Genomic DNA, 16918 nt, shown 5'->3' on the forward strand with positions numbered 1-16918 from the left:
TTATGTGCTATAATGTTTGAGATATTCTTGAGTAGGGATCCTTTTCAACTGGACACTGTGTTTTCCTAAGTGCCTAGAGGTTGGAAGTTTATGTTATGATCTATTGCCGTATGTAAATTTTATAGGTTAATTGGAAAGCCTATAGACGTTGAACGCTACTTAAGAATACAGTTAAGAATGTGGATTGTCCACTATATAGAAGGAGTATGAAAAATTTGAACACATTTGCAGAGTTTGGCCTAGAGCCAAAGGTATTACAAGCTGTCACGGAACTTGGTTTTGAAGAAGCAACACCGATTCAAGCGAAATCGATCCCCCTAGCTTTAGAGGGTCGCGACTTGATTGGACAAGCACAAACAGGAACAGGGAAGACGGCTGCGTTTGGATTGCCGTTAATCAACAAAATCGCTAAAGAAGAAGAGCGTATTGTTGCCCTTATCATGACACCAACGCGCGAGTTGGCCATTCAAGTTGCTGAAGAAATTGGCAAATTGGCACGTTTCAAGGGAACTCGTTCCCTTCCAATTTATGGCGGTCAAGATATTGTTCGTCAAATTCGTGCTTTGAAAAAGAAACCTCAAATTATTATCGGTACACCGGGTCGTCTACTTGATCACATCAATCGTAAAACAATCAAACTTGATGATGTTCAAACCGTGGTATTGGATGAAGCGGATGAAATGCTTGATATGGGATTCATGGACGATATTCAATCGATCCTGAAGCTTGTCCCAGCTGAACGTCAAACAATGTTGTTCTCAGCTACCATGCCTTCGAATATCCAGAAGCTAGCTCAACAATTTCTTAAGAATCCTGAGCATGTCTCCGTTATCCCTAAACAAGTTAGCGCCCCTCTGATCGACCAATCTTATATCGAAGTTCATGAACGTCAAAAGTTTGATGGTTTGACTCGTTTGCTTGATATGGAATCTCCTGAACTAGCCATTGTATTTGGTCGGACTAAACGCCGGGTAGATGAGCTAGCTGAAGCTTTGCATATGCGTGGATATTCTGCGGATGGCTTGCATGGCGATTTGTCACAGAACCAACGTGATGCTGTAATGCGTAAATTCCGTGATGGTAGCATTGATGTACTGGTAGCAACAGACGTTGCGGCTCGTGGTCTAGACGTATCTGGCGTTACTCACGTTGTTAACTTTGACTTACCACAAGATCCAGAGAGCTATGTTCACCGGATTGGCCGGACAGGACGCGCTGGTAAAGAAGGTGCAGCTTGGTCTTTTGTTACACCAAGAGAACTTGATCATTTACACTTCATCGAGCGGATTACGCGTCACAAGATTACTCGCAAACCTTTGCCAAGCCTTGCAGAAGCAATCGAAGGTAAACAACGGATTACAGCGGAACGTTTCATTGAGTTGGTTGAAGCTGGCGATTTGAACGAATACAAAGGTATGGCTATCCAATTGTTGGAGCAATACGATTCCGTGAATTTGCTTGCAGCGGCATTCAAACTCATTACTGGTGAGAAGAATGACAAAGCGAACATTGAACTTACACCGGAAGAACCGATTCGCGTTAAACGTCGTAATCCTGATATCCGTTCAAGCGGACGCAAACCTTCTGGTTATGGTAACCGTACTGGTGGTAGCGGTGGAAGTGGCGGTAGCGGTGGTTATCGTCGCGATAGTCGTGAAGGCGGCAACCGTGGTGGTTACAATAGCGGTAGCAGCAGTAAAGGTGGCTATAACAAAGAAGGCGGACGGGATTCCTATCGTTCTTCCGCAGATCGCAAGCCTCGTCCAAGCTCAAGCGGTAGTTCAAGTAGACCGCCAAAGCGTACTGAGGATAACTAACAACTAGATATTGCATAGGCAAAGAAGACGAAGTGCCCGTCACTTTCGTCTTCTTTTTCTTTATTTAGACTAGATACATGCACGGCTAACAATTACGAGTAGGATAAAAAGCACCAGAATTGTACCTGTGGATGTTATAAGACCTCCGCCAAATCCGCCTACATGTGACATACAATAACCTCCTTTGTGGGTTGTTGAACTTTATAGTTGTAAGTTACGGTATATACTATGGCACATAGATTCCTCTAGATTAGACTCATACCCAGAACTGTCAAAATAGGCTGTAGATAGGGCTTGGGTTATCATGTATAGTTATAACTATAGAGATTAAATTATTTCTGGAGAGGAGTAATATTTTTGGAATACAAAGGATTAATGGGTGGATTTTACAAGATAACGGAATGGATTATGAGAATATCGGGAAGTAATTTGCTTTGGATGATCTGCTCGCTGCCGTTCATGTTCTTCTTGATGACTTGGTTGTTGTCCCCAGATGCTATCGTTAGAGATCAAACGTTATTATTCATGGCAGTTTTGGCACCGTTTACACTGTTTCCGGCAACGGCTGCATTGTTCTCTGTTGCTCGTAAATGGGTCATGGGTGAAAGCGATTTAAGCGTATTCAAAGTATACTTCAAAGGTTATAAAGAGAATTACAAGCAAAGTATGTTTGGTGGTATTTTCTATACTTTATTAATTGTGATCATGGTTGTTGATTATAACGTCTACATGAAGCAATTTGAAAACCTTCAGATTATCGGGATGATCATGCTGGTGTTCCTCCTAATACTTTCTGTTTCTTTATTTAATTTCTTTTCCCTTGTTTCGCACTATCACTTGAAAGTGATACTGTTAATTAAGAACTCTATTTTGCTTACGATCATTAGTCCATTGCGTGTAATCTATACTGTAATCACTACAATTGCTCTAGCACTTATAACCGTGAAATTCCCATGGCTTATTATGTTTGGTTTCGGTAGTTTGACGGCTTATATCGCATTTTATAATTTCTATCGCGCCTACACAAAACTGCAGGCCAAGGCGGAGAAGATGCAAGAGAATGATGGTGGAATTGACAATCCGGAGCAAGTAGAAGACGGCAATACGGCACTTCAACTTCCTGGTGAGAACGATTCGAAGAAGTTGTAGAAGGTTTACTTTTATATCATGAAGTTTTATAATAGGTATACGTCCTGCGATGTACGTTTCGGTTCTATGTTGTTTTGAACCAATGACGAAGTCTCGGGAGACTTATATCGCGTCGTCACCGAAATGCCTTATCCATCTGGATGTGGGGACTTCGAAAGCGTCGCTGCGGTCACCCACCTGCTAATGCAGGTTCGAGACAATGTAACCGGACGGCATAGGCGGGTCTTTTGTTACTTAAGTTGAACAGCATCTTATTTCTTCCTTTGGGAGGTAACGAGGTGCTGTTTTTTTTTGTTACTTGTATGTTAAGAAATGATAAGTTTACTTTCGTTTGTTACTTAACAATGGTAAACTATAGTATAAAGAAAACGCATACCTTATCTTATTTGGGGAGTAATGAAGGAGGAAGAAGAGGTTGTCATTCAAAAGAACATTAACCGGTGTTTTTCGCAGCCAGGAAGGTACTAGCGATCGTGCGAAGATGCCTGAATTAAAAACAAGATATTATCAATTATCCAAGGATAAAGTTTGGGAGGATGTCTCTTCCACATTAAAGAAAATTCCAGGTTACAAAGTGTTACATGAAGTTCCTTCAGTAGGCGAAATTACGTTGGAGAAACGTAGTGCCTTTGGTCGGACGATGGATATTACGGTATCAGTCATTTCAACGGGACCGGTTCGTACAGCAGTCGATATTTATTCTGCGACTCGTGGATCGCTAGGTGATATGGGAGCGAATTATCGCAATATCATGCAACTGTTAGCGATTCTGGATAAGAAATTTTCGGCGTACAAGGTGTCTTAAGAACTCAGATACAAAAAAAGCGAGTAGAGGGGATCGCTCCTCCTACTCGCTTTTCGTTACTAGTTGTTATACTTGATATTAAGCTAATAGTGCTTTGACTGCAGCTACCGGCTTTTCGTAGTCTGGATGTTCCGACATTTCCTTCAAATATTCAGCGTAACGAATGGTGTTATCTTTATCGATGACAAACACAGCTCGTTGATCCAGTTTGAATTCTTTGATCAGAACGCCGTAGGCTTTACCGAAGGAATTTTCTTTGTAGTCGGACAAGGTGATGACAGAGTCTATACCAGCAGCACCACACCAGCGAGCTTGGGCAAACGGAAGGTCCGCGCTTACTGTCAGGATTACTACTTCTTCACCGAGTTCAGCAGCCGCTTGGTTGAATCGGCGGGTTTGGGCGTCACAGACGCCTGTATCAAGGGAGGGCACGACACTAACAAGTTTAATTTTTCCGGCATAATCCTGAAGGCTTACTTCTTCAAGCAAGTTCTTATTGAGCTTGAAATCAGGAGCGGTATCGCCAACCTTCAGTTCCGGACCGATCAGTGTGATAGGGTTACCTTTAAATGTAGCGACGCTTGCACGTTCTTGTGTCATTTTTATTATCCTCCTAAACATTGTATAATTAATATTGGTTCAATTTTAATTATAAACTTTTTGAAAAGCTTTTGTCCAACTTAAGGAAATATTCAATGGAAAAGGAAGAATGCTATGATTTTTATTCGTTATGAAAATTGGAGAAGTTATCTTCGTTATTACCCTGTCACTTGTTTGATTTTGGCTGCGAATATCATAATGTTTATTATTGTCGCAACGCACGGAGGCTCTCAAAGTAATGTTGCACTGCTTAAATACGGTGCTTTAACTAATGTGGAGCCTTTTGTCTACGATTGGTGGCGGACGATCTCGTCTATGTTCCTACATGGTGGTTTTGATCATTTATTCTCAAATAGTTTTGCGATTCTTGTATTTGCACCTCCATTGGAACGTCTGTTAGGCCACTGGCGGTATGGACTTCTGTATCTGGGAAGTGGGATCGTCGGTAATTTGATTAGCTTGCAAATGTATCTTCAATCATCAGACTGGCATATATCTGTAGGAGCCTCTGGAGCGGTGTATGGGGTTTATGGAGCCTTCTTATATATTGCCTTGCTACAACGAAGTTTAATGGATGAGAACTCACGTAAAACTCTTTACAGCTTACTGATAGTCGGTGTCGTCTTCTCGTTCGTAGCTCCTCAAGTGAACTGGGTAGCTCATTTTGGTGGATTAGTGGGTGGGTTTCTGATCTACGCATTTATGAACCTATTTATAAAACGTCGTTGAACCCCAGAAGGGGACATGGTAAAGTTGGTACAAAGAGGAAGCGAAATGGAGCGATCAAATTCGTGGAACTGAGACAACTACAGTACTTTGTAAAAGTTGCGCAGAAAGAGCATGTCACACAGGCGGCTGAGGAACTTCATGTAGCTCAGTCCGCAGTGAGTAGACAAATTCATCAATTGGAAGAAGAGCTAGGTGTTAACTTATTCATGCAGAAGGGGAGAAATTTGCATCTGACAGCAGTAGGTCAGCTGTTCTGCAATCGAATAGAAGCCATTCTCAAAGATTTGGATCGCGCAGTGAATGAAGTTCATGAGTTTCTTGATCCTGAACATGGTGAGATCCGACTTGGGTTTCCTAATAGTCTCGGTATACATCTGATCCCAAGTGTCGTTTCTGAATTTCGTAAATTGTTTCCTAATGTTAAGTTTCGGTTCAAGCAAGGGACGTATCCAACACTCATCCGTGATGTTATATCGGCTGAAGTAGATTTAGCATTTATTTCTCCATTTCCTGAAAGTCATGATCAAGTGGTGGGTAATGTCGTGCTAACAGAGGATTTGGTCGCCATTCTTCCACCTAATCATCACCTTTCAGGAGAACAAAGCATTCGGTTAGAACAATTAAAGGACGATAAATTCATTCTATTTAGTAAAGGTTATTCGCTAAGGCCCATTGTTTGGCATGCTTGTTTGGAAGCTGGGTTTACACCTAAAGTAGCTTTTGAGGGAGAAGAGACCGATACGATTCGTGGCCTAGTGGCTGCTGGTATGGGTGTTAGCTTGCTGCCGGAGATGGCACTGTATCAGAGTTTCTCGTTGCAACCGAGCAGACTACGAGTATCAGAACCGAGAGTGACTCGTACCATCGGTTTGATTCATCGAACTGATGAAAAGTTACCCTTGGTAGCCCAATCGTTTCGTGGATTTTTGTTAGAGTATTTCGGGTTGGATGTCGATACCCCGCCGATTAAATAACGATTTAATTATTTTGCACTTATCATACAAAAGAGCTCTCCCGTCGGTAGGATCACCTACTGACAGGAGAGCTCTTGTTATTTCATACAGTTATTTCATACAGTTATTTCATACAGTTATTTCATACAGTTATTTCATACAGTTGTTTCATATAAATTAGTCGCGGTTACCAACGAACATGAGTACTAAACGTAGTAGTTCAAGTAGCGATACTAGGGCAGCGGCAACGTAGGTTAATGCAGCTGCGTTAAGTACTTTAGCTACACCGGCTTCATCTTGATTAGTTGCTAGTCCATTGCTAATCATGATTCGACGTGCGCGGTTACTTGCGTCGAACTCGACGGGCAATGTAACTAGTTGAAACAGAACGGCCGCTGAGAAGAAGACAATTCCTAGCCCTACTAAGTTGAAGGCTCCAAATAGGAACCCAGCCAACAACATGAATGGTGCTACACCTGATGCGAAATTAACAAAAGGGAACATACGATGACGTATAACAAGCATAGGGTAAGATTCTTTGTGTTGAATGGCATGACCGACTTCATGACAGGCTACTGCTACAGCAGAGATTGAACTTTCGTTATATACGGGTTCGGACAACCGGACGACTCGTTTAATGGGGTCGTAGTGGTCGGACAGGCTACCTCTTACGGGTTCGATCGGAACATCGTACAGTCCATTAGCGTCAAGCATACGACGTGCAGCTTCGCGGCCTGTTAACCCATACGTATTTGGAACCTCCGAATATTTATTGAAAGTACCTTTGACTCGAAACTGAGCCCATAAGGAGAGTCCGAAAGCCAAGATGATAGGGATAAACATTGCTCCATACATAAAACATTCCTCCATTAATATTGGTTGTCTTGTTGATGATTACGTAAAAGGTCCATGATTGAGCAAAATACGTAAGGCTTCGATACATGCTAGACTCTGTGGCATTAGGTTAGAGAAGGCTCGACGGGCTTGATTCGGCTGTAAGCTGGAAATCAGTGGTTCGAGTTCCTTCACTTCGCGTTGAAGCTGTAACATATGAATCTCAAGTGAGCTTAATTTCTCGGTTACTTGTTCTTCAGGACTCACTTCGTTCCATTGATCCAGTTTTTCTCGAATTTCGTCTAACGTATATTTCTCTTGTTTCATCTGATTAATACGTTCTAACCTGGCCAAGGTTTCAGAACTATACAGACGATAGTTCTTTTGGGTTCTTTGCTCTGGTGAGATCAGTCCGAGTTTAGTGTAGTAATCAATCGTACGTTGGCTGACGTCTGCAAGTTTAGCTAATTCTCCGATCCGGTACAACTTCATTGCTCCAATAGGCTCACCTCTCTCTAATATCCTTAATTCTATATATCTTTATGTAACATATGATACCTGAATTATAACAGTACAGTCAAACGTTATGCTTTATATAATATAGTAACTTTCTCGATTTTGTGTTCATATGTTACATATAATGTTACGAATAGTGCAAACAACATCTTTTTTTTCAAAAAAGTGTTGTCATTTCTGCTTATTTGGTCTTATAATCACCTTAACGATTTAATTTGTGTTAGGAAACATGACATTGAAGGGGTGGGTTTAAATGAAAAGGAAGTTGATGTTTGGTCTAATAGGTGCAATCGCGGTATTTGGATTTCCGATGTCGGCGTTTGCCGCTGATGGCGAAGTTACTACACAGGTACTTGAGATTGGCTTAAACTCGTTATTCGTATTTCTTGCCGCGATGTTGGTATTTTTTATGCAAGCTGGATTTGCTTTATTAGAAGCAGGCACGGTTCGCATGAAGAATGCTGGTCATGTTGCCGGTAAAACGGTACTCACACTGGGTATTACAGTGATCACTTGGTGGGCATTTGGTTTTGGATTTGCCTTCGGGGATGGTAATAGTTTCTTGGGGACAACTGGTTTTCTATTTGGAGGAGACGGAGCAATTGGGTCATTTAGTGTCTTCTCAGAAGTGGGAGTTTCACTTAACCTGATGTTCCTGTTCCAAATGGCATTTGCGGCTGTGTCGTTAGCTATTGCTTGCGGGGGAATGGCTGAGCGGGCAAAACTTAGTGTTTACATTATATTCGGCTTAGTATTTACAATAGTTATTTATCCGATTGTAGCCCACTGGGTATGGGGCGGTGGATGGTTAGGTAACCTTGGTATGCAAGACTATGCAGGTTCTACTGTTGTCCATCTCACAGGCGCTACGGCAGCTTTGGCAGCGATTATTCTGCTCAAACCTCGCCTAGGTAAATATAATAAAGAAGGAAAACCAAACAGTATTCCAGGTCACAATCAAGTATTGACGGTTCTCGGTGTAATTATCTTGTGGATCGGCTGGTTTGGATTCAATCCAGGTAGTGCGTTGACGCCACTTGGTGACGGATTTTTCGGATATGTCCTAATGACTACAAACTTGGCCGCAGCTGCTGGTGGTGTTGCTGCTCTCTTGATCTCTTGGATGGTCCTTGGTAAATCGGATATTCCGAGTATGTTAAATGGTGTCTTGGCTGCACTCGTTGCAATTACTGGTTCTTGCGCCTTTGTAGACGCTTGGGCATCCATTGTGATTGGGGCCATTGCAGGTGTGTTAACTTTCTTTACAGCAAGATGGTTCGAACGTATGGGACTTGATGATCCAATCTGTGCTTTCTCGGTACATGGTATTGCAGGGGTATGGGGAGCTATCTCCACAGGGTTATTCGCTACACCTGAGCTCGCTGAAAAAACCGGCGTGGGTAAAGCTGGGTTGTTCTACGGCGGTGGTTTCGAACAATTAGGAGTTCAAGTATTGGGAGTTGTCGGGACTTTTGCTTTCGTATTCGTTATCTCCTTCTTAGTACTTGGCGCCATGAAATACTTGATGGGACTACGTGTAACAGAAGAAGAAGAAATGATGGGACTTGATATAAGTGAACATGGTACGTATGGATACCCTGAGCAAATGAGTTTGTTGAACTCAAATGCTAAGAATCATACTTTATAAAACAAGAAAGGGAGTGCGGCGATGAGCCAAAGAATAGACCCCGATAACGTTAGCTTTACAACGATCTCGTCGGCCTCCTCTCCTGAATTGTTGAAGATGGCCCGTATAAACAAACAAACAGAATTATATGGGTTATTTTCTACCATGCCCATTCAGAAATGGGATCATATCGTTAATGATATGCATGATGCCATCATGTCAAGAGCTGTATTACTTTGCGAAGAGGAGCTTATTCAGGAAGGGTTCGGCTCCCCTCCGGCTCCTTACGCCTTTATAACTTTTGGCAGTGCTGGACGCGGTGAACAAACGTTGTGGAGTGATCAGGATAACGGGCTGATCATTGGAGATGGGAACGTTAGTGAGCAAGAGATGACCCTTTATTTTGAACGATTCGGGCAGAAGCTTTCGAATGTACTGGAAGAGGTGGGTTACCCACTATGTCCTGGAAACGTAATGATATCAAATCCATTGTGGCGAAAGAGTGTCAGTGATTGGGAGAAGCAATTGCTGTACTGGAGTAGCCTGCGTGGATGGGAACAAGTTCGTTACTTAATGATCGCAGCAGATATGCGGCATATATCAGGGGATCAGGGGCTGTCATCGGCAATCAGACGCTCTATTACAACGATTATGGAACAGAATGGTGATCCAGATAATGACCTTTGTGCAGCAGTTCTACGTAATACGGTCCGGCATAAAGCGGCGATTAATGTGTTAGGTCAGGTAATAACGGAGCAATCGGGAGAACATGCAGGAGATTTTGATGTTAAGTATGGGTTGTATATCCCACTTGTGAATGCGATCCGTTACTTGGCATTGCATTATGGAATCCAATCATCTTCTACATGGGAGAGAATCTCGCAACTAGATCAGCTTGAGGCGGTTCCTGTCCGATGGTTAGAATCTTGTCGCAAGGCCTTTGATACAGCGGTTAGATTAAGATCGCTTGTACCTGAAGCGGAATTTAATGGACTCCTGACTGGGACGCATTACTTGTCTCAGAGTATGATCAAACAGAAAGATATTAAATTTGAGCTTCGAGAAGCACTAGGTACAGTGAGGCAGATGTATCGTACGTTACAGCGGCAACATCGGTATGCGGAAAGGAACTGGTTATGAAGGAACCAATGAAGGGGAATGGAGGGTTCTGGGATACAATAAAAAATGGCGGGGGTTCCCCACGATTAGCATCTATGCTTGGGGCTCCCAGTGCACAACAAATCGCATTTGTTCGTTCGTTAACCAAAGGACAGCGGAGACCTGAGAGTTTAAGCGTACCACTCACTGAATTGAAGACAGCAGTGTTTGATTTAGAAACAACAGGGTTTCATTATCATTATGGAGATGAAATATTGTCGTTTGGGGCAGTTAAAGTTGAAGGAGAGAAGATAAGCCAAGAGGTATATTATTCTCTTGCTCGGCCTGCTTGTACGATACCAGAGCGAATTATTGACTTGACTGGCATTACTCAAGAAATGGTTCAAGATGCTCCGGAACTGTTGGAAGCGCTACGGGGATTTATGTCATTTGTTGATGATCGGGTCTTGATTGCGCATGGTAGTGCCCATGATAAAGCGTTCCTAGATGTGGCACTGTGGAAGACGACAAAGGCTCATTTGGGACATCGCGTATTGGATACGATGATGATTGCTCGAAAATTGGATCCAGAACGAGGCAAATCAGGTCTTGATGATTGGTTAGCGATCTATGAGATCCCTGTTACACAGCGGCATCACGCTTTAGAGGACTCTAAAATGACTGCCGAGTTATGGATTGTTCTAATCCGGCAGTTAAGAGATAGAGGAGTCATCACTTTAGGTGATCTGTATGCTTATTTAAGTAAAAATTAAGGATAGTTCCATAATTCATTTATTGATTACAGGACGAGCCTCATGTGGGCTGAATAACCCATTTTATTGCTGATCTGCTGTATAACCACATATTTTGAAGTCGTTCGAATTATCGGACGGCTTTTTGTTTTGTATAATTGAGCCAATTAGATATTGGGAATCTAATCACCGAATTACTTTTGGCGAAAATGTTCTGAATTGAAACCTTTTATGAAAAAAGGGTACAATAACCATTAGAATTGCTAATAAACTAACATTAACATAAAGGACGTTGTTAAATGAACCGAAATAGATGGATTATGGTGGCTCTTGTCCTGCTGATTGGGGCGGCTTTGTATGGAAATAGTGGCAAAGGACTTTTGTCTTTTCTGAAGGCTAGCGACAAATCTGAGGCGACATTAAATCAAACTAGTGAATCTTTAATTGCTATCGCTGCCCAGGGAGCGCCTAAGCCAGGGACGTTGTCACCAGAATTTTCACTCGTAGGATTGGATGGAAAGACGTATCAAGTGGGAGGAAAGCGAGATAAGCCGCTCCTGATAAATTTCTGGGCATCTTGGTGTGATCCATGCAAGGAAGAGGCTCCAGATTTGGTTGCTCTGGCAAATAAATATAGTAACCAGCTTGACGTATACGGTGTGAATGTTACGATGTACGACAAATTGGACAACGTTGAAAAGTTCGTGGAGCAGTATGGTTATACCTTTCCAGTTCTATTAGATGAGAAGGAGGAAGTGTTTCGTAAATTTAACGGAGCGGCTTTTCCGACGAATGTGCTTGTGGATAAGGATGGAGTCATACAAGACTTAATTATTGGCATTCTACCCGCGGATGAATTGGAAGCTAAACTTAAAAAGTTGTTAGATTAGAGATCAAAAAAAGGGGATACCTATACCAACTAGGTGTCCCCTTCTTCATGATTAATGATTAATTAAACCCCGGCCGGCCGAGGGGATCTCTTCATAACCTTCTCGCTTCGTCTGTCGCAATAGGGCATAACGAAGACTATCGACTAATGCTTCCCAGCTCGCTTCAATTACATTGCCTGAAACTCCGACAGTATTCCACGAGTTAGCAGCATCTTTGGATTCGATGAGTACTCTTACCTTGGAAGCCGTAGCCTCTTTGTCGTCTAGGACACGAACTTTATAGTCGGATAAGTGAATGTTCTGTAATCCAGGATAATAGCTTATCAGTGCTTTGCGAAGTGCATTATCTAGAGCATTCACAGGTCCATTTCCTTCGGCAGCTGTATAGACGCTTGCCCCGTCGATGTTCAACTTAACAAAAGCTTCAGAGACAACGGGTTTATCGGCAGATTTTTCTACCAACATTTTAAACGATTCGAAGGTAAATAATTCTTTGAGTTCACCGTTAGCTTGACGCAAAAGTAGTTCTAAGGAAGCGTCTGCTCCTTCGAATTGGTATCCCTCATGTTCCATGTCTTTGATCTTAGACATTACTTCACGAGTGCTATCGTTATCCGAGCGAAGTTCAATGCCCATTCCCTGAGCTTTGGATAAAATATTACTCTGTCCAGCGAGCTCGGAGACCAGTATGCGCTGCTGATTTCCTACAGTTTCCGGAGCGATATGCTCATAAGTTCGTGAATCGCGAAGGATCGCAGATACATGAATCCCGCCTTTATGTGCAAATGCTGAGGATCCGACATAAGGTTGGTTAATAGGCATATTCACATTAGCAATCTCACTGATATAGCGTGCGGTACTCGTCAATTGCTTGAGTTGGTCGGCTTCCAAAATATTGTAGCCGAGCTTCAGTTGCAAACTAGGGATGACGGAACAGAGATTAGCGTTACCACATCGCTCACCATATCCGTTCATAGTGCCTTGAATTTGCTCCGCTCCAGCACGAACTGCGCTAATGGAGTTAGCGACGGCTAATTCACAGTCATTATGTGTGTGAATACCGATTCTGGAGGTGGTAACCTGTCCAGCCAGTACGGTAACGATGTCATGAACTTCGTGAGGAAGAGAACCTCCATTTGTATCGCACATGGTAAGCCAATCCGCCCCGGCTTCTTCTGCTTTGCGCATAACGGCGAGTGCATATTCTGGATTGTTCTTATAGCCGTCAAAGAAGTGCTCAGCATCGAAAATAACTTCTAGACCTTTGCGTTTCAAATAAGCGATAGAATCGTAAATCATGGCAAGATTTTCTTCAAGTGATGTTTGGAGAGCGGTATGTACGTGGAAGTCCCACGATTTACCGACTAACGTAGCGGCTTGTGCGCCTGATTGGATCAAGCTGTTCAGGTTAGAATCAAGCTCGGTATTGCTATCTTTACGGCGAGTGCTTCCAAATGCTGTGATCTTTGCCGAAAGACCAAGCTCTTTAACCCTATTGAAAAATTCAATATCTTTATTGTTGCTTCCCGGGATGCCGCCTTCAATATAATGAACACCCAATTGATCCAGTTTCCTGGCAATCTTCAACTTATCGTCCACGGACAGACTGATGCCTTCTCCTTGAGTTCCGTCGCGAAGCGTAGTATCGAAGATAGATAAGGCCTTTGACATAATGGAAGTACCCTCCTTTGGATGTTCTCAGATTGTAAGCTCTGAATAATAATTTTCTAATTATATCATCTGTTAATGTAATGTAACATGGTTTTTATTATTTTGCATATGACCATATTGACCTGTTAAATCTAAAAAAGGTATGCTGACACTAACAGTAACCCATGAAAAATGAGGGAACGCTCATGAGAAATGTTGAGGATTATTACCCTACTAAAGGTAGAGTTGTTCTTCATGTTGATATGAATGCCTTCTATTGTTCTGTCCATGAAGCGGAGGAACCAGAGAAATACAAGGATCAACCGACGGCGGTAGCCGGTAGTGTGGAACTCCGTAAGGGTGTCATTGTGACTTGTTCCTATGCGGCTCGCAGATTGGGTATATCTACGGGGATGACAGTCAGTCAGGGATTGAAGAAATGTCCACAATTAATTGTAATTTCTCCTGACTTTCATCTATACCGTAAATACTCCAAAGCATTTATGGCTATAGCATACGGTTATACACCTCTCTTACAGGCAGTGTCCATAGACGAATGTTATTTAGATATTACGGGTTCCAAACAGTTCGGTACTCCTTTGGAAATTGCCCATGAAATTCAATCACGGGTTGCCAGTGAACTGGGACTACCTTGTTCCATTGGGATCGCACCTAACAAGTTGCTAGCTAAAATGGCCTCTGATATGAAGAAGCCCCGAGGGATTACAGTATTAAGGCTTCGAGATGTGCCTCAGTTATTATGGGACAAGCCATGTAATGATCTGTTCGGCATCGGTAGAAAGACAGCGGAAAAATTGAAACGGATGTCAATCTATACAATTGGTCAATTAGCTGCGACGGATGAACGTTTATTGATAGAACGATTCGGAGTGAACGGCCTTTGGATGAAGCAAGCTGCACATGGAATCGATGATTCGCCTGTAATAGAAGAACGGGAGAAGAACAAGTCCATTGGTCATACGACGACCATGCCGCGTGATATAAGCGATATGGAGGATGTCCAGCGTGTTATGCTCAATCTGGCTGATCAGGTAGCACGGAGACTTCGCAGGCAGAATCTGATGGCTCAAACGATTCAAATTACGATTCGAACACCCGATATGGTAACGGTGACGAGGTCCCAAAGTCTAGGCAACGTTACAGATTCGGCTGAAGAAATATACCGAGAGGCTTGCGACTTGTATCGTCGTCATTTTCGCGGGGGGAAGCCCGTTCGTTTATTAGGTATTACACTGCAAAATCTTCTGCCGAAGGAGGATGCGGCCTTGCAGCTCGATTTATTCGAATACGAGAAACAGCCTAAGAAGGATTCGCTCACCAAAGTAATGGATTTGCTTCGTGACAAGTTTGGTGAAGATGCTATTCTGACCGCCGGAATGCTAGGAGATGACCCGTCTACACTAATAAGAAATCATAAAATTCGAGGTACATCACTGCAAAAATTCGATATCCAAGAAAATCAGGAGGAATGATAACTGTTATCAATGGGATTATCTGGATAATGAATTGAAATTGCTCTCGGTTTATATTATATTGGTGTAGTTAATAATAATGCACGGGACTTGTACCGTTTATTATCAGGAGGCAGATTAATATGGCGAAATATACTTGGGTTGAGAAAGATACTTGCATTGCTTGTGGAGCTTGCGGTGCAACGGCACCAGATATTTATGATTATGATGACGAAGGTTTGGCTGAAGTCATTTATAACAGCGACGGTAACAAAGGTAATGTGGAAATTCCAGATGATTTGTTCGACGATCTTCAAGATGCATGTGATGGATGCCCGACGGATTCCATCAAAATCGCCGATAGCCCATTTAATAAAGAAGGCTAAGGAAATAGTAACACTGGGATAATGATATTCACAGTAAGCCGATGCCTGTATTACACGGGGGTCGGCTTTTTGTTGTCTAGCAAGTTAATAGGTATTAAGTCACGAAATTACATATATAAGTTGTATCTCTTTGAAACAGGGATTTAAATGCCGATATAAATAAGGAGTAACTTATCTGTTATCAACTTTATGGAGGATTTCGATGAAAAATTCGGCTTACCTCAAAAAATACGTAGAAAATCATCCGAATAACAAAATGGCTTGGTACTTGCTTGGAAAAGAGTATGAAGCAACTGGACAAGAGGGGAAGGCTCATTATTGCTATATGCAAGCCGGAACTATCTATGAAGCATTTGAATCAAGTAAAGTGACTGAGGAAATGTGGGATGGATACAGAGACGGACTGTTGCATGAATCACGTCAACGGGAGAAGCATGGGCGATTGGTACGTAAGATCTGTGTGTCGTTTCTCTTTGCTATGATGATCTTCTGGATGCCTTCTGTTCATACTCCAAGTGAACAAAATCTCGGAGTCGGAGTTCAAATGGGTTGGAACCAGGATACATATACGGAAGAATCAAGTGAACAGTCACAAGATCCTGCAACGGTTTCAACGATTAATGTTCCATTTTTTACGGCCAAAGGTTACTTCGGAAATGCTGAGGACCGGATTAACGCTGTTGGTAGCCTTCTTGACGTTAAAACCAGCAATGTCCCTTCTATCCATGTATTAGGAATGGAACGCATAGGGAAGTGGTTAATTTGGTTAGACGATATGCCTGTGGTATTCGGGATAGATCGTAATACGCAAAATGGGCAGACAACCCTTCAATCTTACGATCCTTTAACTTGTGATTGCACACCACCTGATTCTACAAAGCTGCAAAAGTTAGCTGAACAATGGATTTCAACAGAGGAATCGCTAGCCGTACTTTCATCGGCAATGAAACATTATAAAGAAAAGTACGGTAATTGGCCTTCTGATTTGAGTGAGTTGAATAAACCGTTCCCTAACAATTGGATCGCAGGTACGGATGGAGTGATGAAGCAATCGTTTAAGCCTTTATTAATCCAATTACGTAATAGCGAAAGTATCGGGAAATTAGATGGCGATAGCCAAACTGAAGATGAGGGAACTAAAGGTATTTCTCAGACTGTACAAGGGAAGTCACAAGCGGGAGTAATGCCTTATTTTACTCAACCATTGGAAGTCATTGTTGATTTGAAACAGCATAGATTGGCTGTTGTCAGCGGTAAAGTTATATTGCGAAGTTATCCTGTTGGGCTTGGTGGCGATAGAACCCCGGAAGGTATATATAAGATATCGGACAAGGTAGTGAATCCTAATGGACGGGATGATGGGGATTTCGGAAGTCGAGGCATGCAATTATCGGATACAAATTATGCGATTCATGGTACGAATGAGCCGGACAGCATAGGTAAGGACGAATCGCTTGGTTGCATCCGTATGTTCGGGGAGGATGTAGAAGAATTATTCGATCTTATACCGATGGGAACGAAGGTTACGGTAGGAAAGGGGATTCTAAGTGATCTGGAGAGCGTGCCTAAGCAACGGTTCGCTTTGGACAATCGTCAGGATCAGAGCAATCCCCACCGAACATATCATTGGCTTGACTAGG

The 16918-nt window shown here is 42.5% G+C and carries 17 protein-coding genes and 1 other RNA gene; 13 read left to right on the forward strand and 5 right to left on the reverse strand.

Going from position 1 to position 16918, the window contains the following annotated elements:
* Nucleotides 1-215 precede the first annotated feature (215 nt).
* Complete coding sequence (gene cshA / locus EJP82_RS19820) at nt 216-1817, forward strand: degradosome RNA helicase CshA (protein ID WP_281278207.1); 1602 nt, start codon at nt 216-218, stop codon at nt 1815-1817.
* Nucleotides 1818-1886: 69 nt separating this feature from the next.
* On the opposite strand, the gene EJP82_RS19825 is transcribed toward cshA, so the two are convergent.
* Complete coding sequence (locus EJP82_RS19825; protein ID WP_127193812.1) at nt 1887-1988, reverse strand: sporulation protein YjcZ; 102 nt, start codon at nt 1986-1988, stop codon at nt 1887-1889.
* Nucleotides 1989-2174: 186 nt separating this feature from the next.
* On the opposite strand from EJP82_RS19825, the gene EJP82_RS19830 reads away from it, so the two are divergent.
* From EJP82_RS19830 to EJP82_RS19840, 3 genes are all read left to right on the forward strand, one after another.
* On the forward strand, nt 2175-2966 hold the full coding sequence (locus EJP82_RS19830) for a YesL family protein (RefSeq protein ID WP_127193813.1): 792 nt from the start codon (nt 2175-2177) through the stop codon (nt 2964-2966).
* A 38-nt stretch (nt 2967-3004) separates the two neighbouring features.
* A non-coding RNA gene (gene ssrS / locus EJP82_RS19835) (6S RNA) lies at nt 3005-3195 on the forward strand.
* Nucleotides 3196-3381: 186 nt separating this feature from the next.
* Nucleotides 3382-3771 (forward strand): DUF1499 domain-containing protein, encoded by a 390-nt coding sequence (locus tag EJP82_RS19840; protein WP_127193814.1) that lies wholly within the window; start codon nt 3382-3384, stop codon nt 3769-3771.
* Nucleotides 3772-3849: 78 nt separating this feature from the next.
* Here EJP82_RS19840 and tpx read toward each other — a convergent pair whose 3' ends face one another.
* Nucleotides 3850-4371, reverse strand: coding sequence for a thiol peroxidase (tpx, locus tag EJP82_RS19845; protein WP_127193815.1), 522 nt, complete (start codon nt 4369-4371; stop codon nt 3850-3852).
* A gap of 114 nt (nt 4372-4485) precedes the next feature.
* Here tpx and EJP82_RS19850 point away from each other — a divergent pair, with 114 nt between their 5' ends.
* Both EJP82_RS19850 and gltC read left to right on the forward strand, forming a co-directional pair.
* Nucleotides 4486-5100: a rhomboid family intramembrane serine protease gene (locus tag EJP82_RS19850; protein WP_127193816.1), complete on the forward strand. Its 615-nt coding sequence runs from the start codon at nt 4486-4488 to the stop codon at nt 5098-5100.
* A 62-nt stretch (nt 5101-5162) separates the two neighbouring features.
* The gene (gene gltC / locus EJP82_RS19855) at nt 5163-6074 is read left to right on the forward strand and encodes a glutamate biosynthesis transcriptional regulator GltC (RefSeq protein WP_127193817.1); all 912 of its coding nucleotides are present in this window, start codon (nt 5163-5165) and stop codon (nt 6072-6074) included.
* A 156-nt stretch (nt 6075-6230) separates the two neighbouring features.
* On the opposite strand, the gene EJP82_RS19860 is transcribed toward gltC, so the two are convergent.
* Nucleotides 6231-6908: a zinc metallopeptidase gene (locus EJP82_RS19860; protein WP_127193818.1), complete on the reverse strand. Its 678-nt coding sequence runs from the start codon at nt 6906-6908 to the stop codon at nt 6231-6233.
* Nucleotides 6909-6947: 39 nt separating this feature from the next.
* Nucleotides 6948-7379: a MerR family transcriptional regulator gene (locus tag EJP82_RS19865; RefSeq protein WP_127193819.1), complete on the reverse strand. Its 432-nt coding sequence runs from the start codon at nt 7377-7379 to the stop codon at nt 6948-6950.
* Nucleotides 7380-7656: 277 nt separating this feature from the next.
* On the opposite strand from EJP82_RS19865, the gene EJP82_RS19870 reads away from it, so the two are divergent.
* The 4 genes from EJP82_RS19870 (at nt 7657) to EJP82_RS19885 (ending at nt 11770) form a co-directional block, all read left to right on the forward strand.
* Nucleotides 7657-9051 (forward strand): ammonium transporter, encoded by a 1395-nt coding sequence (locus tag EJP82_RS19870; protein WP_127193820.1) that lies wholly within the window; start codon nt 7657-7659, stop codon nt 9049-9051.
* Between the two features lie 21 nt (nt 9052-9072).
* Nucleotides 9073-10170 carry a DUF294 nucleotidyltransferase-like domain-containing protein gene (locus EJP82_RS19875; protein WP_127193821.1) on the forward strand — a complete coding sequence of 366 codons (1098 nt, stop codon included), beginning with the start codon at nt 9073-9075 and terminating at the stop codon, nt 10168-10170.
* Nucleotides 10167-10901: an exonuclease domain-containing protein gene (locus tag EJP82_RS19880; RefSeq protein WP_127193822.1), complete on the forward strand. Its 735-nt coding sequence runs from the start codon at nt 10167-10169 to the stop codon at nt 10899-10901. The genes EJP82_RS19875 and EJP82_RS19880 overlap by 4 nt, the downstream gene beginning before the upstream one ends.
* A 278-nt stretch (nt 10902-11179) precedes the next feature.
* The gene (locus EJP82_RS19885; protein ID WP_127193823.1) at nt 11180-11770 is read left to right on the forward strand and encodes a TlpA family protein disulfide reductase; all 591 of its coding nucleotides are present in this window, start codon (nt 11180-11182) and stop codon (nt 11768-11770) included.
* A 51-nt stretch (nt 11771-11821) separates the two neighbouring features.
* Here the strand turns inward: EJP82_RS19885 and cimA are convergent, their stop codons facing one another.
* Nucleotides 11822-13441: a citramalate synthase gene (cimA, locus tag EJP82_RS19890; RefSeq protein WP_127193824.1), complete on the reverse strand. Its 1620-nt coding sequence runs from the start codon at nt 13439-13441 to the stop codon at nt 11822-11824.
* A 185-nt stretch (nt 13442-13626) separates the two neighbouring features.
* On the opposite strand from cimA, the gene EJP82_RS19895 reads away from it, so the two are divergent.
* The 3 genes from EJP82_RS19895 (at nt 13627) to EJP82_RS19905 (ending at nt 16917) form a co-directional block, all read left to right on the forward strand.
* Nucleotides 13627-14913 carry a DNA polymerase IV gene (locus EJP82_RS19895; RefSeq protein WP_127193825.1) on the forward strand — a complete coding sequence of 429 codons (1287 nt, stop codon included), beginning with the start codon at nt 13627-13629 and terminating at the stop codon, nt 14911-14913.
* A gap of 122 nt (nt 14914-15035) precedes the next feature.
* Nucleotides 15036-15278 (forward strand): ferredoxin, encoded by a 243-nt coding sequence (locus EJP82_RS19900; protein ID WP_127193826.1) that lies wholly within the window; start codon nt 15036-15038, stop codon nt 15276-15278.
* Nucleotides 15279-15480: 202 nt separating this feature from the next.
* Nucleotides 15481-16917 carry a L,D-transpeptidase family protein gene (locus EJP82_RS19905; RefSeq protein WP_127193827.1) on the forward strand — a complete coding sequence of 479 codons (1437 nt, stop codon included), beginning with the start codon at nt 15481-15483 and terminating at the stop codon, nt 16915-16917.
* Nucleotide 16918 lies beyond the last annotated feature (1 nt).

Origin of the sequence: Paenibacillus anaericanus (assembly GCF_003994475.1) — a bacterium.
Lineage (GTDB): Bacteria > Bacillota > Bacilli > Paenibacillales > Paenibacillaceae > Fontibacillus > Fontibacillus anaericanus.